General features: G+C 61.9%; 18 protein-coding genes, 1 tRNA gene and 1 pseudogene. 12 read left to right on the top strand and 8 right to left on the bottom strand.

Going from position 1 to position 23,478, the window contains the following annotated elements; translation table 11 throughout:
* Window positions 1-74: 74 nt before the first annotated feature.
* The 4 genes and pseudogenes from ABOA88_RS12870 (at window position 75) to mqo (ending at window position 5,652) form a co-directional block, all read left to right on the top strand.
* A complete protein-coding gene (locus ABOA88_RS12870; RefSeq protein WP_196169900.1) occupies window positions 75-1,838 on the top strand; it encodes an ABC transporter transmembrane domain-containing protein in 1,764 nt (587 codons plus the stop codon).
* A gap of 92 nt (window positions 1,839-1,930) precedes the next feature.
* Window positions 1,931-2,713 (top strand): annotated as a pseudogene (locus ABOA88_RS12865) (methyl-accepting chemotaxis protein); the annotation flags it as partial.
* A gap of 165 nt (window positions 2,714-2,878) precedes the next feature.
* Window positions 2,879-3,646, top strand: coding sequence for a methyl-accepting chemotaxis protein (locus ABOA88_RS12860; protein WP_419183387.1), 768 nt, complete (start codon window positions 2,879-2,881; stop codon window positions 3,644-3,646).
* A gap of 419 nt (window positions 3,647-4,065) precedes the next feature.
* Complete coding sequence (mqo, locus tag ABOA88_RS12855; protein ID WP_367851664.1) at window positions 4,066-5,652, top strand: malate dehydrogenase (quinone); 1,587 nt, start codon at window positions 4,066-4,068, stop codon at window positions 5,650-5,652.
* 195 nt (window positions 5,653-5,847) lie between these two features.
* Here mqo and ABOA88_RS12850 read toward each other — a convergent pair.
* Both ABOA88_RS12850 and ABOA88_RS12845 read right to left on the bottom strand, forming a co-directional pair.
* Window positions 5,848-5,924, bottom strand: a tRNA-Pro gene (locus tag ABOA88_RS12850).
* A gap of 82 nt (window positions 5,925-6,006) precedes the next feature.
* Window positions 6,007-6,228, bottom strand: a complete 222-nt coding sequence (locus ABOA88_RS12845) for a YgdI/YgdR family lipoprotein (RefSeq protein ID WP_043206706.1) — start codon at window positions 6,226-6,228, stop codon at window positions 6,007-6,009.
* A 178-nt stretch (window positions 6,229-6,406) separates the two neighbouring features.
* Here ABOA88_RS12845 and moaB point away from each other — a divergent pair, with 178 nt between their 5' ends.
* Together moaB and ABOA88_RS12835 are read left to right on the top strand one after the other, a co-directional pair.
* On the top strand, window positions 6,407-6,946 hold the full coding sequence (gene moaB / locus ABOA88_RS12840) for a molybdenum cofactor biosynthesis protein B (RefSeq protein ID WP_367851663.1): 540 nt from the start codon (window positions 6,407-6,409) through the stop codon (window positions 6,944-6,946).
* 22 nt (window positions 6,947-6,968) lie between these two features.
* On the top strand, window positions 6,969-8,156 hold the full coding sequence (locus tag ABOA88_RS12835) for a molybdopterin molybdotransferase MoeA (RefSeq protein WP_367851690.1): 1,188 nt from the start codon (window positions 6,969-6,971) through the stop codon (window positions 8,154-8,156).
* On the opposite strand, the gene ABOA88_RS12830 is transcribed toward ABOA88_RS12835, so the two are convergent.
* A complete protein-coding gene (locus tag ABOA88_RS12830; RefSeq protein WP_196169896.1) occupies window positions 8,145-9,392 on the bottom strand; it encodes a glycosyltransferase family 4 protein in 1,248 nt (415 codons plus the stop codon). The genes ABOA88_RS12835 and ABOA88_RS12830 overlap by 12 nt on opposite strands.
* A gap of 183 nt (window positions 9,393-9,575) precedes the next feature.
* Here ABOA88_RS12830 and yegS point away from each other — a divergent pair, with 183 nt between their 5' ends.
* The gene (gene yegS, locus ABOA88_RS12825; protein ID WP_196169895.1) at window positions 9,576-10,463 is read left to right on the top strand and encodes a lipid kinase YegS; all 888 of its coding nucleotides are present in this window, start codon (window positions 9,576-9,578) and stop codon (window positions 10,461-10,463) included.
* On the opposite strand, the gene ABOA88_RS12820 is transcribed toward yegS, so the two are convergent.
* The 3 genes from ABOA88_RS12820 to ABOA88_RS12810 form a co-directional block, all read right to left on the bottom strand.
* On the bottom strand, window positions 10,447-11,106 hold the full coding sequence (locus ABOA88_RS12820) for a response regulator (RefSeq protein WP_367851662.1): 660 nt from the start codon (window positions 11,104-11,106) through the stop codon (window positions 10,447-10,449). The two genes, yegS and ABOA88_RS12820, sit on opposite strands and share 17 nt — an antisense overlap.
* Window positions 11,096-11,992, bottom strand: a complete 897-nt coding sequence (locus ABOA88_RS12815) for a sensor histidine kinase (protein ID WP_196169893.1) — start codon at window positions 11,990-11,992, stop codon at window positions 11,096-11,098. Before ABOA88_RS12815 ends, ABOA88_RS12820 begins: the two co-directional genes overlap by 11 nt.
* A gap of 370 nt (window positions 11,993-12,362) precedes the next feature.
* Window positions 12,363-12,875, bottom strand: a complete 513-nt coding sequence (locus ABOA88_RS12810) for a histidine kinase (RefSeq protein WP_367851689.1) — start codon at window positions 12,873-12,875, stop codon at window positions 12,363-12,365.
* 343 nt (window positions 12,876-13,218) lie between these two features.
* On the opposite strand from ABOA88_RS12810, the gene ABOA88_RS12805 reads away from it, so the two are divergent.
* Both ABOA88_RS12805 and ABOA88_RS12800 read left to right on the top strand, forming a co-directional pair.
* Window positions 13,219-14,154, top strand: a complete 936-nt coding sequence (locus ABOA88_RS12805) for a chemotaxis protein (RefSeq protein WP_196169891.1) — start codon at window positions 13,219-13,221, stop codon at window positions 14,152-14,154.
* Window positions 14,155-14,212: 58 nt separating this feature from the next.
* On the top strand, window positions 14,213-15,016 hold the full coding sequence (locus ABOA88_RS12800; protein WP_367851661.1) for an MOSC domain-containing protein: 804 nt from the start codon (window positions 14,213-14,215) through the stop codon (window positions 15,014-15,016).
* A 707-nt stretch (window positions 15,017-15,723) separates the two neighbouring features.
* On the opposite strand, the gene ABOA88_RS12795 is transcribed toward ABOA88_RS12800, so the two are convergent.
* Window positions 15,724-17,652 (bottom strand): transglycosylase SLT domain-containing protein, encoded by a 1,929-nt coding sequence (locus tag ABOA88_RS12795; RefSeq protein WP_196169889.1) that lies wholly within the window; start codon window positions 17,650-17,652, stop codon window positions 15,724-15,726.
* A gap of 221 nt (window positions 17,653-17,873) precedes the next feature.
* On the opposite strand from ABOA88_RS12795, the gene ABOA88_RS12790 reads away from it, so the two are divergent.
* The gene (locus ABOA88_RS12790) at window positions 17,874-19,808 is read left to right on the top strand and encodes an ATP-binding cassette domain-containing protein (RefSeq protein ID WP_367851660.1); all 1,935 of its coding nucleotides are present in this window, start codon (window positions 17,874-17,876) and stop codon (window positions 19,806-19,808) included.
* Window positions 19,809-19,915: 107 nt separating this feature from the next.
* Here the strand turns inward: ABOA88_RS12790 and ABOA88_RS12785 are convergent, their stop codons facing one another.
* Window positions 19,916-20,359, bottom strand: a complete 444-nt coding sequence (locus tag ABOA88_RS12785) for a universal stress protein (protein ID WP_043206695.1) — start codon at window positions 20,357-20,359, stop codon at window positions 19,916-19,918.
* Between the two features lie 108 nt (window positions 20,360-20,467).
* Here ABOA88_RS12785 and ABOA88_RS12780 point away from each other — a divergent pair, with 108 nt between their 5' ends.
* Together ABOA88_RS12780 and fadB are read left to right on the top strand one after the other, a co-directional pair.
* Window positions 20,468-20,905, top strand: a complete 438-nt coding sequence (locus ABOA88_RS12780) for a hypothetical protein (RefSeq protein ID WP_196169887.1) — start codon at window positions 20,468-20,470, stop codon at window positions 20,903-20,905.
* Window positions 20,906-21,308: 403 nt separating this feature from the next.
* Window positions 21,309-23,456 carry a fatty acid oxidation complex subunit alpha FadB gene (gene fadB, locus ABOA88_RS12775; RefSeq protein ID WP_196169886.1) on the top strand — a complete coding sequence of 716 codons (2,148 nt, stop codon included), beginning with the start codon at window positions 21,309-21,311 and terminating at the stop codon, window positions 23,454-23,456.
* Window positions 23,457-23,478: the final 22 nt, after the last annotated feature.

Here is a 23,478-nt window from a genome sequence, read left to right as displayed (position 1 = left end):
TGCAGACGCTGTACAGTTCCGCATTGTCCGATGAGTGGTAGGCTGCAGGCTCTTCGCAGTGGATGGCTCCTTTCATGCCTGAACCGGTTTCCATGCGTCAACGTCGGGCTCTGCGACTGGCCTGGCAGTTCATCCGTCCTTACCGCAAGCAAGGCGTGCTGGCGTTGCTGGCGTTGGTCGTGACGGCCGCCATCACCTTGTCGATGGGGCAGGGCATTCGCCTGTTGGTGGACCAAGGCTTCATGACCGGTTCACCGCATCAGCTCAACCAGACCATCGGCCTGTTCCTCGTATTGGTGCTGGCCCTGGCAGTAGGCACTTTCAGTCGCTTCTACCTGGTTTCCTGGATCGGCGAGCGCTGCGTGGCGGATATCCGCAGGGCGGTGTTCGATCACCTGCTCGGCCTGCATCCGGGGTTCTTCGAGGACAATCGCAGCTCGGAGATCCAGTCGCGGCTGACGGCAGACACCACCTTGCTGCAATCGGTCATCGGCTCGTCCTTGTCGATGTTCCTGCGTAACGCCTTGATGGTCGTTGGCGGAGTGGTACTGCTGTTTGTCACCAACCCCAAGCTCACCAGTATCGTGGTGCTGGCCCTGCCGTTGGTGCTGGCGCCGATCCTGCTGTTTGGCCGACGGGTACGCAGCTTGTCACGCCAGAGCCAGGATCGGGTGGCGGATGTCGGCAGCTATGTCGCCGAGACCCTGGGCCAGATCAAGACCGTACAGGCCTATAACCACCAGCCGGTCGATCGCGAACGCTTCGCCGAGACCGTGGAGGCGGCCTTTGCCGTGGCCCGGCGGCGTATCGCCCAGCGTGCCTGGTTGATCACTTTGGTGATCGTGTTGGTGCTGGGCGCGGTGGGGGTGATGCTCTGGGTCGGCGGCATGGACGTGATCGCAGGACGCATTTCCGGTGGCGAGCTGGCCGCGTTTGTGTTCTACAGCCTGATCGTTGGCAGCGCCTTCGGTACCCTCAGCGAAGTCATCGGCGAGCTGCAGCGCGCGGCGGGTGCGGCTGAGCGTATTGCCGAGCTGCTGGCAGCACGCAGTGCGATCCTGGCGCCTGTCCAGCCCAGTGAACGGGTGGCCGGACGGGCGAGCGGGCACATCGAGTTGCGTGAGTTGCACTTTGCCTACCCATCACGCCCGGGCGTGGCGGCCATCGACGGCCTAAGCCTGGTCATCGAGCCGGGGCAGACCGTGGCTCTGGTCGGACCGTCCGGTGCCGGCAAGTCGACCCTGTTCGACTTGCTGCTACGTTTCTACGAACCCCAACAAGGGCAAATCCTGCTCGATGGGCAGGCGATCACGGCACTGGACCCCACCTGCTTGCGCCGCCAGTTCGCCCTGGTGGCGCAGACCCCGGCGTTGTTTCGCGGCACGGTGGAGGCCAACATCCGCTATGGGCGGCCCCAGGCCAGCCTGGCCGAAGTCGAGGCAGCGGCGCGCAGTGCCTATGCCCATGAGTTCATCGAGCAACTGCCCCAAGGCTACCAGACACCCCTGGGAGAGGCAGGGATCGGCTTGTCCGGTGGCCAGCGCCAGCGCCTGGCGATCGCCCGGGCCTTGCTGGTGGATGCGCCGATCCTGCTGCTCGATGAAGCCACCAGCGCCTTGGATGCCCAGAGCGAGTACCTGGTCCAGCAGGCCTTGCCGCAGCTCATGGCCGGGCGCACCACGTTGGTCATCGCCCATCGCCTGGCCACCGTGCAGCATGCTGATCGGATCGCGGTGATCGACAGAGGGCGCTTGGTGGCGGTTGGCAGCCATCGTCAGCTCATCGAGCACAGCCCACTTTATGCGCGCCTGGCTGCGCTTCAGTTCGCATCGGTATAGCGCGCAGTACGCTTGTAACATTTCTGTAGTAATTGCCTGAGACTATCTAGCTCAACTGTTGCGTAAGTGCTCGACCTGGCTGCTATCGATTGATGGCAGCTTTTTTTTGGCCGGCGAACGAAGACAAGGACGTCTTGTGCGGCAGCCTTCGGCCTGTCGTTTCCCCAAGCCTTGCTCCCGAGATTCTCCCGATGTTGCATAAATCCCTCAGAGTGCAAATTCTCACCCTGCTTGGCGGTAGCCTGGCGGCGATGCTGCTGATCGCCTTGGTGTGCTTCCAGTTCCTCTCCGCCAATGTGCGCGGCTATGCCGCGCTGGTCGATGGCCCGCTGCGTGACTCGCAGGTGATCGACGAGGCCAACCTGCAGTTCAAGATCCAGGTGCAGGAGTGGAAGAACGTGTTGCTGCGTGGTCGTCAGAGCGCCGAGCTGGACAAGTACTGGCAGCAGTTCCAGGCCCGCGAGCAGCAGGTGCAGCAGTTGCTTGGGCAGTTGATCGGCGCCAGCGACGGTGAGCTCAAGGCCCGATTGCAGCACTTGCGCGACAGCCATCGGCAACTGGGCCAGGCCTATGCCCAAGGGCGTGAGGCGTTTCTGGCCGCAGGTGGTGATCCGGTTGTCGGTGACCAAGCGGTGAAGGGTGTGGACCGTGCCGCCAGCGAGCAAATGAGCGAGTTGGTCGAGCATTTGCGAGCCGATGCCCACGAACGTTCGGCCGAACTCAGCGCCGCTGCCCAGCGTACGGTTTGGCTGGGCATGTTGGTGATGCTCGCATCGGCGGTGCTGGTGGGCCTGTTCAGCCTGTGGCTGGTCAACCGCAGCCTGGTCGAGCCGATCCGTGGTTTGATCGAGTATGTGGCGCAGTTGAGCCAAGGCCGCTTCGGCGCCCGAGTCGACAGTCGCCGACAGGACGAACTGGGGCGTCTGGCCCGTGCCGCCAACACCTTGCGGGACTTCCTGGCCGAGACCGTTGGCCGGCTCAAGGACAACGCCGATGAGCTGGAAACCGCCAGCGGCCAGTTGCGAACCCTTGCCGGGGGAATGGCCCGGGGCACGGATGATCAATTCCAGCGCACCGACCAGGTGGCCACGGCGATGCACGAGATGTCCGCCACCGCCCAGGAGGTGGCGCGCCACGCAGCCGAGGCTGCGCGGGCGGCAGACGATGCCGACCACAGCGCCCAGGCCGGGGAGCAGGTGATGCAGGCAACCATCGACATCATTGGTGTGGTCAACCGCGAAATTGCCGGCACCGCCCAGGTGATTCGCGAGCTGGAAAGCGACAGCACACGTATCGGCAAGGTCCTGGAAGTGATTCGTGGCATCGCCGAGCAGACCAACTTGCTGGCGCTAAACGCCGCCATCGAGGCAGCCCGCGCCGGTGAAGCCGGACGTGGCTTCGCGGTGGTGGCCGACGAGGTCCGCAGCCTGGCCCAGCGCACGGCGTCGTCGATCGCTGAGATCAACCAGATCATCGAGGCCGTGCAGTCGGGCGCGGTACACGCGGTCAAGGCTATCGAAAGTGGCCAGCGACGCAGCGAGGAGGGCGCCGAGCAGGTCGAGCAGGCCGGGCAGATGCTGCAGCGCATCACCACGGCGGTGGAGGCGATCCGCGACATGAACCGGCAGATCGCAACGGCAGCCGAAGAGCAGACCAGCGTTGCCGAGGACATTTCCCGCAACTTGGTGGAGATCACTCGCATCGCCACGGCCAACCAGCAGGCCGTGCAGCATACCGAGCAGGCAGGTCAACGCCTGCATGGGTTATCCGGGCAGCTGGCTGAAGTCACCTCCCGGCTCAATGCCTGACCGGACTCTGGGCCGCTTTGCGGCCCAATCGCGACACAACACCGCTCCCTCCGGTTTTGAACTGCTCCCGGAATCGTGAGGGGGAAACCCGCCATTTCTCTTCTGGCGACGTACTCCATATGGCGGATTGTCGCCAGTCAAACCGACAAATATGGGCTGCGACCAAACGTCCTGGCTATTAGTCGTTGGTCTTGGCGTAACTGGCACAACTTCTGCTTAAGGGCGAGTCGGGCCCAGGCCCACGGCCATCCTGTCCCGATCCCTCGAAACCCCAGGCGTTGACCTTCAGCGGTCCTGCCGGCCAGTTGCCGCAGGATGCAGCGTCGCCGACGCGAAGGTCGCGTGAGCCAGAACAACAACCGGGCGTGCACAGCAAGGGCAGCGAAAGGCCAGTCACTTCACTTCAATTGGATTGAATCATGAAAAAAATCCTGCTGACGCTCCTGTGCCTGAGCGTCATCGGTTGCTCCAAGCCCGGTGAACCGGAAAAAACCGTCGACGTCCTGCTGATTGGCGGCGGCATCATGAGCGCGAGCCTGGGGACCTACCTCACCGAGCTCGAGCCAAACTGGAAGGTCGATGTGTACGAGCGCATGGACCAGGTCGCCGAAGAAAGCTCCAACGCCTGGAACAACGCCGGCACCGGCCATTCCGCCTTTTGCGAGCTGAACTACACCAGCGAAGGCAAGGACGGCAAGATCGACATCAGCAAGGCGGTCAACGTCAACGAGCAGTTCGAGGTGTCCAAGCAGTTCTGGGCCTACCAGGTCGAGCAGGGCGTGCTGAGCAACCCGAAATCGTTCATCAACAACGTGCCGCACATGAGCTTCGTCTGGGGTGATGAGAACATCGCCTTCCTGCACAAGCGCGTCGAAGCACTGCAGCACAGCTCGCTGTTCCGCGGTATGGAGATTTCCGAAGACCACGAGCAGATTCGCAAGTGGGTGCCGATCGTGATGGAAGGCCGCTCGCCAGAGCAGCGGGTCGCGGCGACCCGCATGGCCATTGGCACTGACGTGAACTTTGGCGAGATCACCCGCCAGCTGTTCGCATCCATGACCCGCAACCCGAACGTGCAACTGCACCTGCGCCACGAAGTGCGTGACATCGTGCGCAACGATGACGGTACTTGGAATGTGGTGGTGGCAGACTTGGCCGATGGCGGCAAGCAAACCCGCGTCAATGCCAAATTCGTGTTCATCGGTGCCGGTGGCGGCGCGCTGAAACTGCTGCAGAAGTCCGGCATTCCCGAGGCCGAAGGCTATGCAGGCTTCCCGGTAGGTGGACAGTTCCTGATGACCGACAATCCGGACATCGTTGCTCGTCACAAGGCCAAGCTGTATGGCAAGGCTTCGGTCGGCGCTCCGCCCATGTCGGTGCCGCACCTGGATACTCGGGTGATCGATGGCAAGGAAGTGCTGCTGTTCGGCCCGTTCGCGACCTTCTCCACCAAGTACCTGAAGAACGGCTCTCTGCTGGACATGTTCGCGTCGCTGACCAGCCACAACATCATGCCGATGATGCATGCCGGTATCGACAACATCGACCTGAGCACCTATCTGATGGGGCAGTTGATGCTCAGCTTCGATGACCGCATGAACGCCCTGCGCGAATACTTCCCCAACGCCAAGAACGAAGACTGGAAGTTGCTCCAGGCAGGCCAGCGCGTGCAGGTGATCAAGAAGGATCCCGAGCATGGTGGCATCCTGCAGTTCGGCACTGAAGTGGTTGCCTCCCAGGATGGCACCATCGCAGCGCTGCTGGGTGCCTCGCCAGGTGCCTCCACTGCCGCGCCAATCATGCTGACCGTACTGGAGAAAACCTTCAAGGATCGCATCAAGAGCCCGCAGTGGCAGGACAAGCTTCAGCAGATCGTGCCGACCTACGGCCAGAAGCTGAATAACAACCTGGAGCTGACCAATAAGACGCGCGAATGGACCAGCTCGCGCCTGCAACTGCTGTACGTTCCGGTGCAGCCCGAGCAAGCGGTGGTCGAGGCGCAGTAACGATGGATTGAAAAACGCCCTGCGGGGCGTTTTTCTGTCGTGGCGGGCCACCCTTTTCTCTGGCAGCCTCGCTCCCACGAATGCAGCGCTGTACTGGAGTGCAGTGTCAGCCTGTGAGAGCGGGGTATCCGACCGTTAAGTTTTCTGGGCACAACAAAAAGCCCGCACAAGGCGGGCTTTTTGAAAATTAGGATTTGGTCGGAGAGACAGGATTCGAACCTGCGGCCTTCTCGTCCCGAACGAGACGCGCTACCTGGCTGCGCTACACTCCGATGAACAAAATCCTACTGCATCGTATTTTTCAACGCAAGCCCTTGTTGCGAAAAGGAGGTTTTGCAAAAAGGGCCTGTCAGATCACAGCTCTTTGACCGTGCGGATCTGGTCTTTGTTGATGCGTGTGCGCTTGCCATCGAGCTGTTCGAATTCGTAGAAACCGGAGTCCTCATCATAGGAGGGGGTATCCACTGCCTGGATCTCGCGGCCGTCGTTCAGCGTGATGACGGTCGGCGATGCGCAGCCGGCCAGGGCACCCAGGCCGAGGGCGAGCAGGAAGGCGGGAAGGGTCCGTTGAATCATTGCTTTTCTCCAGTACGATCGTGCTTGATAAGTTGTAGGACGCTCGGTGTCCATGCAAGTTCCTTCTCAGTGCAGCATAGCGGCATTGCGCCGGCATTGACGGAGAACAACGGCGGCGTCGCGGCGTGTCGGGCTGTGATATAACAACCGCCATCTTTTTCTCCTGCGACGCACTCTCATGAAAGCCAAGGCAGACATTCCCTTCGTTGCGCTGAACATCGCGGTGCTCACCGTCAGCGATACCCGTACCTTCGAGACCGACACGTCCGGCCAGCTGTTCGTCGACCGCCTGAGCGCGGCCGGGCATCGACTGGCAGAGCGTGTGCTGCTCAAGGACGATCTCTACAAGATTCGCGCCCAAGTCGCTACCTGGATCGCCGATGATCAGGTGCAGGTGGTGCTGATCACCGGCGGTACCGGTTTTACCGGCCGGGACAGCACGCCGGAGGCAGTGGCGTGCTTGCTGGATAAGCAGGTCGAAGGCTTCGGTGAGCTGTTCCGGCAGATATCCGTGGCGGATATCGGCACCTCTACCGTCCAGTCCCGCGCTTTGGCTGGCTTGGCCAATGGCACCCTGGTGTGCTGCTTGCCGGGCTCGACCAACGCGGTACGCACCGGATGGGACGGCATTCTTGCCGAGCAGCTCGATGCGCGTCACAGGCCCTGCAACTTCGTGCCTCACCTGAAGCAGGCAGCGGCCTGTGACAGCCGTGATTGAGGTCAAGCAGTCCCGGCCCCTGATGCCGGTTGAAGAAGCCCTGGAGCGCTTACTGGTGCTGGCCGAGGGCGCGCCGATCAAGGACAGCGAAGAAGTGACCCTGGCGCAGGCCGAAGGCCGAGTGTTGGCCCGCGACCTGGTGGCCGGCCTGGACCTGCCGCCTTGGCCGAACAGTGCCATGGACGGCTATGCATTGCGCCTGGCCGACTGGCATGGCGAACCCTTGCCGGTGAGCCAGCGCATCTTTGCCGGCCATGCCCCGGCGCCGTTGCAGCCGGGCACTTGTGCGCGGATCTTTACCGGGGCGCCACTGCCTGAGGGCGCCGATTGTGTGGAGATGCAGGAAAACGCCGAGGTCCAGGAAGACGGGCGGGTGCGCTTGCTCGAACCGCTCAAGGTCGGCCAGAACGTGCGCCCGCAAGGGCAGGAGACCCGTATCGGCGAACAGGTGATCGCCGCCGGCACGCGTCTGGGGCCGATTGCGTTGGGCCTGGCGGCCACCCTGGGCCATGCTCGGCTTGAGGTGGTGCGCAAGGTTCGTGTGGCCGTGCTGTCCACCGGCGACGAGCTGGTGGAGCCGGGCCTGCCGCTGGGGCCGGGGCAGATCTATAACAGCAACCGGCGCCTGCTGGTCAGCTGGCTGCAGCGCTTGGGGTGCGAAGTGCTGGACGTGGGGATTCTCGCCGATGACCTGCAGGGTACCCGTGACTGCCTGGCCGGACTGGGCGATGTCGACCTGATTCTGTCCACCGGTGGTGTCTCGGTGGGCGAGGCGGACTACCTTGGCATGGCCCTGCGCGAGGCCGGCGAGCTGGCGTTGTGGAAGCTGGCGATCAAACCGGGCAAGCCCCTGACGTTCGGGCACTTCCGCGGTGTGCCGGTAATCGGCCTGCCGGGTAATCCGGCTTCGACCCTGGTGACCTTCGCCTTGCTGACCCGCCCGTACCTGTTGCGCCGCCAGGGCGTCGAGAAGGTCACGCCACTGCGCTTCACCGTCCCTGCGGGGTTCGAGTGGACCAAGCCCGGCAGCCGCCGTGAATACCTGCGCGCGCGAATCGAAGAGGGCACGGTGCGGATCTACAAGAACCAGAGCTCCGGTGTGCTGCGCAGTGCGGCCTGGGCCGAGGGGCTGGTGGAAGTGCGCGAAGGCACCACGGTGCGCGAGGGCGACAGCGTGGCATTCATCCCCTTCAGCGAGCTACTTGGCTGACCGACCGAGCCACACGTTGCCCAGGGGAGGAGCATCTGCCGGCCCCAACTGGCTCAAGCGCATATGCACGTTCATCAATTGCTGCGCCGCGACGCTCCAGTCGTGGCGCTGGCGTGCGAACTGGCGGCCTGCCTCGCTCAACTGGCACATGCGCCAGGGCTGGTTGAGCAGTTGAGTGATCAGCAGCGCCAGTTGGCCGCTGTCATCGCTGCCCAAGTAGTGCTCGCCATTGTTGGCTGCCAGGCCTGACACGCCCTTGCTGGTGGTAATGACCGGCAGGCCGGCGGCCATGGCTTCGAGAATCTTCACCTTGGAGCCGCCCGCGTAGCGCAGCGGTGCGAAGAACAGCGCCGAGCGCCGCTGCAGTTCGCGCAGGTCCGGACGATAGCCGATCCATTCGATGCGCGGATCGTTCCAGTGCAGTTTCCAGCTCGCTGGCAGGGCATGCCCGGCGATGGCCAGGCGCACGGCCGGGTTGCTCATCCAGACCTGAGGCAGGATTTCTTCGAGTGCCCATTCGATGGCCTCGAGGTTGGCCCCGTATTCGAAATTGCCAACGAACAGCAGGCGCTGGCTGTGGTAGGCAGGGTGCACGTCCTGGTAGTAGTCACAATCCACGCCATTGACCACCACGTTCACTGGGCGGCCGCTGATCTGGCCGATCAGCTCGGCGTCGTGGGCGCTGACGGCGACCAACTCGCTGGGTTGGCGCAGAACGCGCTGTTCCCAACGCCGATAGCGCCAGCGGTCGAAGGCATTGAGGGGGCGCAGCCACAGTGGCAACCGGTCATGACAGGCCGCGCCCATCACTGACTCCAGATTATGCTCACTGAGCACAAAGGGGAGGCGGCGGGCCTGCAGGGCCTTTTCGAAGGGCTGGAAGCTGTAGCTATGTTCGATCTGGATGATGTCCCAAGGCTCGTCCAGCAATTGCTCGAAGCGATGGCGTAGACAAGGCGCTAAACCGTTGATGATGGCACGCATCGGGTAATCGATGATGGGGGAGGCCAGCAGGTTGAGCGGACTGTGCAGCGGGCGCCTGGGCAGGACGATCAGACGTTCGACCACCGCCTCCAGTGCTTGCCGGGCGGCGTCGCCAAGCGGGACTTTGGACTGCACCAGCAAGGTGATCCGGTGGCCCTGGCGCGTCAGTTCGCGCATAAGGTGGTATTGCCGGGTCTTGCTGCCGCTGGTGGTGGGCCAGGGCAGGTAGGGCAGTGTCCAGAGTATACGCATGGCCCCGCTACCTCATCGTCGGCTGGTGTGGTCGGTTGGGTGTATGGCAGTAGCTTAGTCAATAAAATGGCTTGGTGGCCGTGCAGGTGGTCCGATAGCCAAGTATCTGGCGAATGCTGTATGCAGCAATGAGGCTTTGCCGATGGTCGACATTGAAAACCGCAGGTTTCAAGGAGAGGCGTGATGCGCGAACGCAAGGCAATGTTGATCCTGCATGGCAAGCAAGCCATGAACGAGGAGGTGCGCAGTGCCGTGGGCGGCCTGCGCGAGCGCGGTTGGGCACTGGACGTGCGTCTGACCTGGGAGGCCGGGGACGCCCAGCGGTTGGTCACTGAAGCATTGGGCGCAGGTTTCCGGCAACTCGTGGCAGGCGGTGGAGACGGCACCCTGAGGGACGTGGCCGAGGCCATGGCGCAGACTTGTCCGGATGCCAGTCTCGCACTGCTGCCGTTGGGCACGGCCAATGACTTCGCCAAGGCCGCGGGGATACCACTGGAACCTGCGGCAGCCTTGGACCTGCTTGAGCAGCCAGCGCGGCCGGTGGATCTGGGCAAGGTGGGAGATCAGATGTTTCTCAACATGGCCACCGGTGGGTTCGGCAGCCAGGTCACGGCCAATACATCCGAGGATTTGAAGAAAGTACTGGGCGCCGCGGCCTACCTGTTTACCGGCCTGTCTCGTTTCAGCGAGCTGCAGACGGCATCGGTGGCGCTTCATGGGCCGGATTTTCATTGGCAGGGCGAGCTGCTGGCGCTGGGGATCGGCAATGGTCGCCAGGCGGGCGGTGGGCATGTGCTGTGCCCCGATGCGTGGGTGGACGATGGCTTGCTGGATATCGGCATCTTGCCTGCCCCCCAGGAAATGATCGGTGCCTTGCGCGATCTGCTTGCCGGGGAGGGGTTGTTCGTGAGGGCTCGCCTGCCTTGGGTCGAGATCAAGAGCTCGCAGGGGGTGGACATCAACCTCGATGGCGAGCCGTTGCAGGCCGACAGTCTGCGCTTCGAGGCGTGTCCGGCCGCGTTGCGCCTGCATTTGCCGGCAGACTCGCCCTTGCTCAGTCGTCCAGGCTGATGATCTTCTCGCGCACGGCGAACAGCACCAGGCCGGCCACGTCATAGATCTGCAAGCGTTTCATGATCTGCGAGCGGTGGGTCTCCACTGTCTTGATCGACAGGCCCAGGCCGTTGGCAATTTCCCGGGTCGACTTGCCACGCACGATCAGGCGCAGGATTTCCAGTTGGCGAGCGGTCAGGTTGTGGCGGTCGCCGGTCCTTTGCTTACCGTCCTGTGCGTGCAACAAGGCTTGGTTGATGACGGTATGGGCAATCGCCGGGCTCAGGTAGCGCTCGCCGTTGCGCAGGGCGGTCAGGGCCTGTTCCAGTTCGTTGGCCGTTGTGTCCTTGAGCAGGTAGCCATGGGCGCCGCTTTCCAAGGCGCGCATGATCAGATCCGGATCGGTGTGCATGGATAGGATCAGCACCTTGCACACGAAACCGTTTGCGCGCAGTTGGCTGAGGGCGTCCAGGCCGTTGGTCGAGCGCATGGATATATCCAGCAGGACAATGTCCGGTATCACGCGCTGGACCATCTCCAGCAACTGGCTGCCATCATCGGCTTCGCCTACTACCGAATAGCCGGGGATATCGGTCACCAGCGCGCGGACGCCGGCGCGGATCAGCGAGTGGTCGTCCACCAGCAGCAATCTACAGGTCATGGGAGGCGGGAGTCCTGGCGCGCTCTTCGGTGCGCGGTGGCCATGGGAACAGCGCGTCGATCCGGGTGCCTTGACCCGGTTGGCTGGAGATGGTCAGGGTGCCTTGCAGGGCAGCCGCGCGTTCCAGCATTCCAGCCATGCCTCGTTGCCCAGCTTCGGCCGGATTGGCGACGGGCTCGAAGCCCTGGCCGTCATCCTGGATCGACAGGCTCAGGCCCGCAGGCGTGCGGCGCAGGCTGATCGTGAGATTGCGCGCTCGGGCGTGACGCAGCATGTTGGTCACTGCTTCCTGGGTGATCCGGAATGCGGCCATGGAAACCGCTTCACCGATCCCGCCGAGGCGCTGATGGCACTCCAGGCTCCAGTGAATATCGCTGCTCTCCAGGGTGCGCACCAGATGGGCCCGCAAGCTCGCCTCGAGTCCCAGGCTGGCCAGTTGGCGCGGGTTGAGAATCGCCGAGACATCCCTGACATTGCTCAGTGTGCTTTCGAGCGTCTTGCGCAGGGTCTCGCAGTGTTCTTGAAGCTCTGCTGGAATGCGCCGCTGTAGCCAGTCGAGCTGAAGCTTTGCTGCCGTGAGCGATTGGCCTATATCGTCATGCAGTTCGCGGCTCAGGCGCTGGCGTTCGCTCTCCTGGACCTTGAGCATGCGGTCGGCCAGTTCCGCTGGGCGCAGGCTGATCGATCTGGCCCACTGGCGCCAGTGCCAGAGGATCCCGATCAAGGCAATCGATTGCACCAGCAGCAGGCTGGCGGGCAAGGGGAGGGCGCGCACGGCAAATGTCAGGTTGGCGAGCAGTGATCCCACGCACAGCAACGCGGTCGCCCAGCGCAGCAAGGTGGCGCGGGAGCGGCAATGCTGAGGGAGTTTCAAGCGTGGAAGCATAGATAGAAAAGCCACTGAATTGTTGCTGTTGGAGGCCTTGCATGGGACTGATCAGAGGCTTTGGCGTCCTGCTTTCAAGCAATGACCGACGACGGTTCACTCAATTGAACAATACCTGCGACGCGTGCATTCAACTGCGTGCATGGTACCACTTCAAGTTGATTTGGTCGCGGTGGCCGGTTGCTTGAAACCTCAGGTTTTTCGGGGCCATAGAGTGGCATAGCCCAACTCGACGGATATCAAAATGCCATTATTCATCGAAATGGTTTTTCTTCAAGCACAACTAATACACTCATGCCTGCTAGAGCGTTTTCTGAACTAAGGAAAACTTTGCGCTTTTTACTTTTAGTTGTTTGTTCGTCGCAAACGCTCAGTGCCGGTGACCGGGCACCACGACGGATGAGGCAAGAGGGGTGTGGGACAGTTGAGGATGGGCGCACAGGTCGCCGCGCGACTGGCAGGGGTCGCACAGTTCAGGGCGAGGTTGCCCCAGGGCGTTCGCCAGTTCTTCGAGCAACAGGGACTGCTCGGTGGTATCCAGGCTCAAGCGGCCTGTCGTCGCATCGACCAGCTCCAGCTGCCAAGCCAGTAGATTCATGCAGGCATGCAGTGCGCCCAACGCCTGCTCGCCCAGACGTTGCTGCTGGCAGATGGGGGCGAGCAGTTGCTGGAGCGCGGCGGTGTAGTGGGCGACTTCAAGCAGCCCAAGCGCGTCAGCGCGACGGGCGAGGGTGTCGAGCGTCTCGTTCAAGCATTGGCATGCATCGGGATCGTTATCGATCAGTTCCAGGTGCTGAAGGCATTCCTGGGTTTTGGTCAGCCATACCTGTGCATCCAGCAGGAAATCCTGCAGGGCGCCGTTGTTCAGTGGTGCACTGTCCATCATGAAACGCCTGCGCACAGGGCAGGAGGATCTGCGCTTGGCAACACCGAGACCGTCGCTAGCAAAGCCTGACTCCATTCATGCATTGAGAATGGCGTCACATTAATGGCTATTGGATACGGGGAACATCAGGTCGCACCCGATTGCTACTAGGGGATTCCCTGATGGGTGTCAGATAAATAGCTTGTCGGTTGGGGATATGTCCGCGCAAGCAGTAAAGCATGATGTTAAAGTGATATCAAATGTCGGCAATAGAATTTCCCTGAGGGGTCAAGCTGCGGGCGGTTGCGCCGATACAGGACAGATGAATTCACATTCCTGACTCAAGCCTGGGGGTTTTCCAATGGCTGGTATTCTCGATACGGTCGATCAACGCACACAATTGGTAGGCGAGAACCGCCTGGAAATCCTGATGTTCCGACTGGCGGGGCGCCAGTTGTTCGCCATCAACGTGTTCAAGGTTCAGGAAGTGCTGCAACTGCCGAAGCTGACCTTGATGCCGCAGCGCCACGCCTTTGTGTGTGGTGTGGTCAATCTGCGTGGCCAGACACTGCCGGTGATCGACCTCTCCCAGGCGATTGGCATGCGGCCCCTGCAACCCGGCCCGGACAGCACCATCATCGTCACCGAATACAACCGCTCGGTGCAGGCCTTCCTGGTTGGCGGAGTCGATCGCATCGTCAACATGAACTGGGAAGCCATCATGCCGCCTCCGTCCAGCGCCGGTCGCCAGCACTACCTGACGGCGATCACCAAGGTCGATGAGCAGTTGGTGGAGGTGATCGATGTGGAAAAGGTCCTGGCCGAGATCGTGCCCTACAACACGCGCGTCTCGCGGGACAAACTCGATGACCCAGTCCTGGCGCGTGCCCGCGGGCGCGAAGTGTTGTTGGTGGATGATTCCAGCGTGGCTCTGGTGCAACTGCGTGAGACTCTGTCTCAGCTAGGCATGAAGCTGCACGTGGCAAGCGATGGCCTGAAGGCTTTGCGCATGCTCAAAGGCTGGGCGGATGCCGGAGAAGATGTCTGCGAGAAACTGCTGATGGTGTTCACCGACGCTGAAATGCCTGAAATGGACGGTTACCGCCTGACCACCGAGATCCGCAGCGACGCGCGCCTGCGTGGGCTTCACGTGGTACTGCATACCTCGCTGTCGGGCAGTTTCAACGAATCAATGGTGAAGAAAGTTGGTTGTGACAACTTCCTTTCCAAGTTCCAGCCTGACCGCTTGGTGGATGTGGTGCGACAGCGCCTGATGCTGGATCACGCTACAGCCTAGTGGCCCGCCGTTGCCGGGTATAAGCTTGGTATTTTCGACTGGCACGAGGCGGGCAGGGATGTTTTTGAGTGCGTTGTATCGATACCCGGTGAAATCGGGGCAGGCCCAGAGCCTGGTGGACTCGCCGGTTGACCTTTTGGGGCTGCGGGGTGACCGGCGCTGGATGGTGGTGGAGCAGGACAATGGACGCTTCCTCACCCAGCGCGCCTGGCCAGGCCTGGGACAACTCAACGCCAGCTACGACGAGCATGGGCAATTGTTGCTCCAGGCCCCGGGGCAGGTGCCTTTGACCGTGCCCGTACCCGGAGTCGATGACGACCTGCGTGGCGTGACCATCTGGCGTGACACACTGCGAGTACCGGATGCCGGCGATGCCGCCGCAGCCTGGTTGAGCGAACTGCTCGGCAAGTCGGTACGCCTGGTGTATTGCCCGGAGCAGCGGGCGCGTTATCTACCTAATGGCTATGGCCTGAACAGCGACCGGGCGGCGTTTCCGGACGGGTTTCCGTTGTTGCTGATCGGACAAGGGTCGCTTGACGAGCTGAGCCGGCGGATCGGACGCCCTATGGAGATGTTGCGGTTTCGGCCGAACCTAGTGGTGGAAGGGGCTGCGCCGTTTGCCGAGGACGGCTGGAAGCGGATTCGCATTGGCGAGCTGACCTTTCGGCTGCTCAAGCCTAGCGTGCGGTGCATCCTGACCACGCTCGATCCTGCCACGGGGGAGCGCAGCGCGGATCGTGAGCCTTTGACGACACTGAAGACGTTCCGGGAGAAGGAAGGAGACGTGTTGTTTGGGCAGAACGTGGCGGTCGATGGACCTGGGGCGTTGCGGGTTGGGATGGCGGTCGAGGTGATTGAGTAATACGTTGTGGCTGGCTGGCTGGCTGGCTTGTTGGTGGCGGTTTGAGGGGCGTGGGTTTATCCGTTTGATTTGTTGACGGTTAATCACCTTTGCGCCCTTACGGCGGGTCACTTTGGTCTTGGCGGCCAAAGTAACCAAAGCCGCTGCGCCCCCGCATACGGCCCTGCGCTGCGCGCCAGCCCCTCCAGGCATCTCCACTCGGCCTGCTGATGGGGCGCAAGTTACGGGCGGTGTCTGGGCTGGCCTTATTTCATTCAGTGGTTTTTGTGGTGAGCTTTTGGGCCTATTCGCGGGTAAATCGGAGCGCCGAACCGCCGCTCCGATTCATCCGCGAATGGGGCGGAACAAACACCAAGATAACTAACTTGTTTGCCGTTGCTTTTGATACGCGATAGTTCAGACACCACCGATCGCGACCTCAGAAGGTCGAGTGGAGGTGTCTGGAGGGGCAGGCGCGCAGCGCCCTTCGGCGGTAGCCGAAGTCGCGAGATGGAGGCTGGCACAGCCAGCCGGAGGCCGCGGAGCCCCGCAAGACACCGCAGCGAGGAGACCCCGGAGCGTAGCGCAGGGGCCGGATGTGGGAAGCCAACGGTTTTTGCCTACTTTTGCCCAAGAGCAAAAGTAGGTCGCCGTAAAGGCGAAAAGCGCCGGTGGCGCCTCCACCCAGAATGGATATTCTCACTATCTGAAAGCCCAAGCCCAAGCCCTCACATATCGTCAAAATACCGCTCATGCCAATCCACCAACGGCTGCGGCGAGTTCAGCTTCTGCCCGTAGATCACCGAATAAGACAACACGTTCTGCACATACTGGCGTGTCTCGTCGAACGGGATCGACTCCACCCACACATCGAAGCTCAGGTGCTTGGCTCCCTTGAGCCATTGCCGTACCCGCCCGGGACCTGCGTTGTACGCCGCCGAGGCCAAGACCCGGTTGCCATTGAACTGCCCATGCACCTGGCTCAGGTAAGCCGCACCAAGCTGGATGTTCTTGTCCGGGTTGAGCACCTGCGAAGGCGAGGCCAGCGGAATGTTGAACTTGCGCGCTGTCTCCTTGGCCGTCGCCGGCATCAGCTGCATCAGGCCACTGGCCCCCACGCTGGAGCGGGCGTCTTCCATGAAGGCGCTTTCCTGGCGGGTGATGGCGAACACCCAGCTCGAATGCAGCCCGCGCACCTTGGCTTCGCGTACCAACGTGTTGCGGTGAGCCATGGGGAAGCGGATGTCCAGATCATCCCAGTACTGGGCCTGGCTGATCGTACGGATCGCCGGGAAATACCAGCGCAGGTCGTAGGCCAAGCGGGCTTGGGCGACCATCTCGTCGCGGTTGAAGTGGCGGCTGACGTGGTACCACTCACGACGACCCTCGACGATCTGGCCGCGAGCATGGAACTCCAAGGCGCGACGCACTCCGGGGGTGTTGCGTACCTTGTTGATCACCTGCTGGCTCAGCATCAATGGCTTGTTGTTGAGCTGGTAGGGTGTCTGTGCTCGATCGGCGGCGAGGAAGCCATAGAAATCACGCTCTCGGGCCACTGTCTTGTAAAGCAGAGGGATCTGCGGGTTGTTCGGCTGCGCCAGTTCCAGGCTGCGGGCCTGCCAATAGCGCCAACGGTTGCTGCTGGCCAGGTCCTGAGGCAAACGCTTGGTCAGCTCGTAGGCGTCTTCCCAGCGACCCAGGCGCAACAGCAGGCGCAGGCGCCACTCGCTGACGGTATTGTCACGCAGCTCGGGGTCGTAGCGAGTCATCAGGTCCAGGGCGCGTGGGTCGTAACGGCGTGCCAGGGTCAGGCCGATTTCGCGGGCGATGGCGACCTTCTCATCACGCGAGAAGTGCATGCGCTGGGCGTAGTCGTCGAGCAGTGACATGGCTCGCTCAGGGTCCTGGCGCGCCAGGCGGCGCAGGCCCAGGCTGACCACATCGGACATGGCTTCGTTGACGGGTGTGAAACGCGACGGCTGGTTGAGCAGCTCCGGCTTTTGCGCCACGTCGATCAGCAGTCGGCCCTGGGGGGCGAGGGTGGTCAGGGTCTTGACCAGGTTATTGGCCAGGCTGTAGTTGCGCGCTTGGGCTGCGAGTTTGGCCCGTTGCCAGCGTTTGGCCTCGGTCAGTTGGCCTTCGGCCGCCCACAGGCTGAACAGGGTGTCACAGGCGGCAGGTTGCGACTTGCCGACGTTCCACAATTTTTCGGCGTTGGCAAAGCCTTCGGCGCGCAGGCCGTGGGTCAACTGGTACTGGCCGTTCAGGCAATCCAGTTCAGTGAAGTTGAGCTTGGGGTCATAGTACTTGACGAAGGTGTTCCATTCGCCGCGCTCAGCCAGCCAGCGCAGCCAGCGCAGTTTCATCCAATTGGCCTGGGGCAGGTCGCCATGCTGGGCGAGGAAACCTTCGATTTCTTCGTTGCTGGCGCTCTTGAGGCGGGCGGTGAGCTCGTCATAGGCCAGGTAAGGCGTCAGCGGATAGTCGCGAAGCGCATTGGCGTAGCGCAGGTAAGGCCCCTTGTCGCCCTTGGCCAGGGCGCGCTTGGCCTCATCATAGTATTGACGTTGCTGGGTGATATCGATGGCCTGTGCCGCGCTCGCGGTAGTGGCGGTGAGCAGCAGGCAGGAAACGAGTTGGAACAGGCGGCTGCGCATGAGACGTCCGGGCAAGTGAACCAAGGAAAAGTGACGGCGAAGCCAGCACTGTTGGGATCTATTGCCTTAGCTTAGCCGTTTGCCGGCAGCGGGTGAAAGCACTGTGCTTGTATCCAACCATTATCTTCGACCGGATGTCGCAACGTCGGAGGGCTACGGTCTGGCTAATGCCCGGAAGGGGCAAGTCAGGTAGAATGCGCGCCCGGTTTTTGGAGAAGATTATGACCCTGCTCAAATTCAGCGATGTGTCCCTTGCGTTCGGCGCCATGCCGCTGCTGGACAAGGTGTCTTGGCAGATCGCGCGTGGCGAGCGGGTGTGCATCATCGGCCGCAACGGCACGGGCAAGTCGAGCATGCTGCGCCTGGTCAAGGGCGAGCAGAAGCCCGACGACGGCGAGATCTGGCGTGCCCCTGGCCTGAAGATCGGCGAACTGCCGCAGGAACTGCCAGTTGCCGACGAGCGTACGGTGTTCGATGTGGTGGCCGAGGGCCTGGACGGCGTCGGTGCTTTGCTGGCCGAGTATCACCACCTGAGCCAGAACATCCAAGGCGATGCCGACCTCGAGAAACTGATGCACGTCCAGCATGAGCTCGAAGCCCGCGATGGCTGGCGCCTACAGCAGGTGGTGGAAAGCACCCTGAGCCGTCTGCAACTGCCCGCTGACAAGACCCTCGCCGAGCTGTCCGGTGGTTGGCGTCGGCGGGTGCTGCTGGCCCAGGCACTGGTGTCCGAGCCGGACCTGCTGCTGCTCGACGAGCCGACCAACCACCTGGACATCGGTGCCATTGCCTGGCTCGAGGAGGCCCTAAGCGGCTTCAACGGGGCCGTGCTGTTCATCACTCACGACCGTTCCTTCCTGCAAAACCTGGCCACCCGCATCCTAGAACTGGATCGTGGCGGTCTGATCGACTGGAACGGCGATTACGCCAGCTTCCTGGTGCACAAGGAGGCCATGCTGGCCGCCGAGGAAACCGCCAATGCGCTGTTCGACAAGCGCCTGGCTCAGGAGGAGGTTTGGATTCGCCAGGGCATCAAGGCCCGGCGTACCCGTAACGAGGGCCGCGTGCGCGCCCTGAAGGCCTTGCGTGTGGAGCGCGGCGAACGTCGCGAGCGCCAGGGTAAGGCGAACATCCAGATCGAGGTTGCGGACAAGTCCGGCAAGCAGGTCATGACGCTTGAAAATGTCAGCTTCGCGCACGCCGATGGTCCCATGCTGGTCAAGAACTTCTCCATGGTCCTGCAGCGCGAGGACCGCATTGGCCTGCTGGGCGCCAACGGTACTGGCAAGACGACCTTGCTCAAGCTGATGCTGGGCGACTTGGAGCCCACTTCGGGCAAAGTCGAGCGCGGCACCAAGCTGGAGGTCGCTTACTTTGACCAGTTGCGCCATCAACTGGACCTGGAGAAGACGGTTATCGACAACCTCGCTGAAGGGCGGGACTTTATCGAGATCGACGGCCAGAGCCGGCACGTGCTCAGCTACCTGGGCGACTTCCTGTTCAGCCCACAGCGTGCCCGTACGCCGGTCAAGGCGTTGTCCGGAGGCGAGCGGGCGCGGCTGTTGCTGGCCAAACTGTTCAGCAAGCCGGCTAACCTGCTGGTGCTGGACGAGCCGACCAACGACCTCGATGTGGAGACCCTCGAACTGCTCGAGGAGGTGCTCTCCAACTTCAAGGGTACCGTGCTGATGGTCAGCCATGACCGGGCATTTCTCGATAACGTGGTGACCAGCACCCTGGTGTTCGAAGGGGAGGGCCGGGTGCGGGAGTATGTCGGTGGCTATGAGGACTGGCTCCGTCAAGGTGGCTCGCCGAAGCTGCTCGGGGTGGCCGAAAGCAAGGGCGGCAAAGCCGAGCTGGGTAGCGCCGTGGTGGAAAAACCTGCCGAGCAGGCGGTACCTGCGGCCAACGTTGCGGCTGCTGCGGCGGATCCTGCCAAGAAGAAACTGAGCTACAAGCTGCAGCGTGAGCTGGAGGCCCTGCCAGGACTGATCGATGAGTTGGAGCAGCGCATGGCCACGGTGCAGGAAGAGGTCAATGCCCCAGGCTTCTATCAGCGACCGATCGGCGAGACCTCGACGGTGCTGGCCAAACTTGAACAGATGCAAGGCGAGCTGGATACGCTGGTCGAGCGCTGGGCTGAACTGGAAGGGTAAGACTGTCTCAAGCCATCAGGGCGCTTGGCGCCCCGCAGGCTTCGCCAGCCCAAACGATCAGAAGCTGGTGAAGCCTGCGAGTGGCTGTTAGAGGGTCCAGGGGGCGTTTAGCCTTCTTTTTTCTGCAGACGTACGGCCAGCACGTCGCAAGGCGCGCCATGCAACACATCGTTTGCGGTGGAGCCAAGCAGCAAGGCAAGACCGTGGCGGCCATGGCTGCCAACCACGATCAGGTCGCAGTTCTGGTCCTTGGCCAGTTGATGGATTTCCTGTCGTGGCTGGCCGTAGGTCAGGTGCGAATCGCCACGGTTGATGGTCGGGTACTTGTTGAACAGGCGGTCCATGCGCTCCTTGGCCTGATCGAACTGTTGCTGCTGCAATTGCGACAGGTCCATCGGTACATCGCCACCGAAGGCCATGGCCATGGGTTCGACAATGTGCACCAGCGAGACCTTGGCCCCGGTAGGTTCGGCGAGCTTCATGGCGCGCTTGATCACCGGGTCGCATTCTTCGGTCAGGTCGACAGCAACCAGAAGATGTTCGTAGGACATGGTGGTACTCCTGACATTTGCGATAGTAGAAGTATGGTCGCTTTCGGGCCGAGTGCCGAGAAACCTGGCTAACCAGCTCATTTGCAACGCTTTATGGAATCTACAGATATGACGGTATGGCTGGTGGTGTCAATCCTTGCGCTGATTCTGAGCCCCATGGCCTGGTTGCGCCCTTCGCGAAAACAGAGCGAGCAGATGAATTTGCGCCTGGAGGGCCGGCGCATGGGGTTGGCCATGCAATTGGCGCCCCAGCAGTGGCCTCATTGGCTGGAGAAAGAGCCTCCCAGCCCGTGTCCGCAATACCATCGAGCCCGGCGCAAGGGCAGCAACGATACCTGGAGCTATTGGCAGGTCACGCCGGGAGTGTGGTGGAACCAGTGGCGCGAGCCCTGCGAAGACCCGCGTCTGAGTGAGGCCTTTGCACGTCTGCCGGCAACGGTCTACAAGGTCGAAGCCGACAGCCGCATGCTGGCCCTGTACTGGAGCGAGCGGGGCGACAAGGCTGTTTTGCAAGATATTGCCCAAGTGCTCGAAACCCTCGCCTGATCTCTACCTTCCCAGGGCCGCTTTCTCGGCCCCGATAGCGCAACGTCTCAGCCTTTTGACCTCAGTTCCCTCATGTGCCAGGGCATCTCTGGGGGATTGGGTGTCTATCTTCCCGATGAATGTGTCGCAATCACCGTCATCATGCTTCGTGCCCGCGCGGTACAAAATGACTGGAAAGTCGCGTTTTAAGGGTGCTTTCGAGCATTTGACAACGCCGATCTTTTCGGTGAATGTGTGCATACCCAAATCAAACGGGCGTATGAATTGAGCGTTTGTATGTCAGATCGCTCTTACAGAATCCCGACTATCGCGCTGACGGGTGTGCCTGGAAAGAAGGCTTAATCGGCCTTTGCACCAGCGATCGGCGTGTACAGTTCAGCTTCCATATCGTGGAGATCAGTTGATGATTTACGAAGGTAAAGCCATCACGGTTAAGGCTCTTGAAAGCGGCATCGTCGAACTGAAGTTCGACCTCAAGGGTGAGTCCGTCAACAAGTTCAACCGCCTGACCCTGGAAGAGCTCCGCCAGGCCGTGGACGCCATCAAGGCCGACGCCGCCATCAAGGGCGTGATCGTCAGCAGCGGCAAGGACGTGTTCATCGTCGGCGCCGACATCACCGAGTTCGTCGACAACTTCAAGCTGCCCGAGGCCGAGCTGGTCGCCGGCAACCTGGAAGCCAATCGCATCTTCAACGACTTTGAAGACCTCGCCGTGCCGACCGTCGCTGCCATCAATGGCATCGCCCTGGGCGGGGGGCTGGAAATGTGCCTGGCGGCCGATTACCGCGTCATGTCCTCCAACGCCAAGATCGGCCTGCCTGAAGTCAAGCTGGGTATCTACCCAGGCTTCGGTGGCACCGTGCGCTTGCCGCGTCTGATCGGTTCGGACAACGCGATCGAGTGGATCGCCTCCGGCAAGGAAAACCGTGCTGAGGACGCCCTCAAGGTCGGCGCCGTCGATGCCGTGGTTGCCCCTGAACTGCTGCAGGCCGCGGCCTTGGACCTGGTCAAGCGTGCCATCAGCGGTGAACTGGACTACAAGGCCAAGCGCCAGCCAAAGCTTGAAAAGCTCAAGCTCAATGCCATCGAACAGATGATGGCTTTCGAGACCGCCAAGGGCTTCGTCGCAGGTCAAGCCGGCCCGAACTACCCCGCACCGGTCGAAGCCATCAAGACCATCCAGAAAGCTGCCAATTTCGGTCGTGACAAAGCCCTGGAAGTCGAGGCCGCAGGTTTCGCCAAGCTGGCCCGCACCTCGGTCGCCGAGAGCCTGATCGGCCTGTTCCTCAATGATCAGGAACTCAAGCGCAAGGCCAAGGCCCATGACGAGATCGCCCGTGACGTGAAACAGGCTGCCGTGCTCGGCGCTGGCATCATGGGTGGCGGCATCGCCTACCAGTCCGCCGTCAAGGGCACGCCGATCCTGATGAAGGACATCCGCGAGGAGGCCATCCAGCTGGGCCTGAACGAGGCCTCCAAGCTGCTCGGCAAGCGTGTCGAGAAGGGGCGCCTGACCCCGGCGAAGATGGCCGAGGCGCTCAATGCCATTCGTCCGACCCTGTCCTACGGTGATTTCGGCAATGTCGATATCGTCGTCGAAGCGGTGGTCGAGAACCCGAAGGTCAAGCAGGCAGTGCTGGCAGAAGTGGAAGGACAGGTCAAGGAGGACGCGATTCTCGCCTCCAACACCTCGACCATCTCCATCAACCTGTTGGCCAAGGCCCTCAAGCGTCCTGAGAACTTCGTCGGCATGCACTTCTTCAACCCGGTGCACATGATGCCGCTGGTAGAAGTTATCCGTGGCGAGAAGTCCAGTGAGGTAGCGGTTGCTACCACCGTCGCCTACGCCAAGAAGATGGGCAAGAACCCGATCGTGGTCAACGACTGCCCGGGCTTCTTGGTCAACCGTGTGCTGTTCCCGTACTTCGGCGGTTTCGCCAAGCTGGTCAGCGCCGGTGTCGACTTCGTGCGCATCGACAAGGTGATGGAAAAGTTCGGCTGGCCGATGGGCCCGGCCTACCTGATGGACGTCGTCGGTATCGATACCGGCCACCATGGTCGCGACGTTATGGCCGATGGCTTCCCGGACCGCATGAAAGACGATCGCCGCTCCGCCGTCGATGCCCTGTACGAGGCCAATCGCCTGGGCCAGAAGAACGGCAAGGGCTTCTACGCCTACGAAACCGACAAGCGCGGCAAGCCGAAGAAGGTCGCCGATGCCTCGGTGCTGGATGTGCTCAAGCCGATCGTCTTCGAGCAGCGTGAAGTGACCGACGAGGACATCATCAACTGGATGATGATCCCACTGTGCCTGGAAACCGTCCGCTGCCTGGAAGATGGCATCGTCGAGACCGCCGCCGAAGCCGACATGGGCCTGGTGTACGGCATTGGCTTCCCTCCCTTCCGTGGTGGTGCGCTGCGTTACATCGATTCGATCGGGGTCGCTGAGTTCGTCGCCCTGGCCGACCAGTATGCCGATCTGGGGCCGCTGTACCACCCGACTGCGAAGCTGCGCGAAATGGCCAAGAACGGTCAGCGCTTCTTCAACTGAGCGCCCAACGAGTTAGAGCGAG

Origin of the sequence: Pseudomonas sp. PKS, from assembly GCF_051913525.1 — a bacterium.
Lineage (GTDB): Bacteria > Pseudomonadota > Gammaproteobacteria > Pseudomonadales > Pseudomonadaceae > Aquipseudomonas > Aquipseudomonas guariconensis_D.
This window is presented reverse-complemented; position numbering and strand designations above follow the sequence as displayed.

Coding starts and splice junctions, on each gene's coding strand:
- ABOA88_RS12820 (WP_367851662.1), bottom strand. CDS start 11,106: ATGACCTGTAGATTGCTGCTGGTGGACGACCACTCGCTGATCCGCGCC.
- moaB (WP_367851663.1), top strand. CDS start 6,407: ATGAAAGCCAAGGCAGACATTCCCTTCGTTGCGCTGAACATCGCGGTG.
- ABOA88_RS12830 (WP_196169896.1), bottom strand. CDS start 9,392: ATGCGTATACTCTGGACACTGCCCTACCTGCCCTGGCCCACCACCAGC.
- ABOA88_RS12870 (WP_196169900.1), top strand. CDS start 75: ATGCCTGAACCGGTTTCCATGCGTCAACGTCGGGCTCTGCGACTGGCC.
- ABOA88_RS12785 (WP_043206695.1), bottom strand. CDS start 20,359: ATGTCCTACGAACATCTTCTGGTTGCTGTCGACCTGACCGAAGAATGC.
- ABOA88_RS12780 (WP_196169887.1), top strand. CDS start 20,468: ATGACGGTATGGCTGGTGGTGTCAATCCTTGCGCTGATTCTGAGCCCC.
- ABOA88_RS12805 (WP_196169891.1), top strand. CDS start 13,219: ATGGCTGGTATTCTCGATACGGTCGATCAACGCACACAATTGGTAGGC.
- ABOA88_RS12795 (WP_196169889.1), bottom strand. CDS start 17,652: ATGCGCAGCCGCCTGTTCCAACTCGTTTCCTGCCTGCTGCTCACCGCC.
- ABOA88_RS12835 (WP_367851690.1), top strand. CDS start 6,969: ATGCCGGTTGAAGAAGCCCTGGAGCGCTTACTGGTGCTGGCCGAGGGC.
- ABOA88_RS12810 (WP_367851689.1), bottom strand. CDS start 12,875: ATGGACAGTGCACCACTGAACAACGGCGCCCTGCAGGATTTCCTGCTG.
- fadB (WP_196169886.1), top strand. CDS start 21,309: ATGATTTACGAAGGTAAAGCCATCACGGTTAAGGCTCTTGAAAGCGGC.
- yegS (WP_196169895.1), top strand. CDS start 9,576: ATGCGCGAACGCAAGGCAATGTTGATCCTGCATGGCAAGCAAGCCATG.
- ABOA88_RS12790 (WP_367851660.1), top strand. CDS start 17,874: ATGACCCTGCTCAAATTCAGCGATGTGTCCCTTGCGTTCGGCGCCATG.
- ABOA88_RS12860 (WP_419183387.1), top strand. CDS start 2,879: ATGGCCCGGGGCACGGATGATCAATTCCAGCGCACCGACCAGGTGGCC.
- ABOA88_RS12800 (WP_367851661.1), top strand. CDS start 14,213: ATGTTTTTGAGTGCGTTGTATCGATACCCGGTGAAATCGGGGCAGGCC.
- ABOA88_RS12845 (WP_043206706.1), bottom strand. CDS start 6,228: ATGATTCAACGGACCCTTCCCGCCTTCCTGCTCGCCCTCGGCCTGGGT.
- ABOA88_RS12815 (WP_196169893.1), bottom strand. CDS start 11,992: ATGCTTCCACGCTTGAAACTCCCTCAGCATTGCCGCTCCCGCGCCACC.
- mqo (WP_367851664.1), top strand. CDS start 4,066: ATGAAAAAAATCCTGCTGACGCTCCTGTGCCTGAGCGTCATCGGTTGC.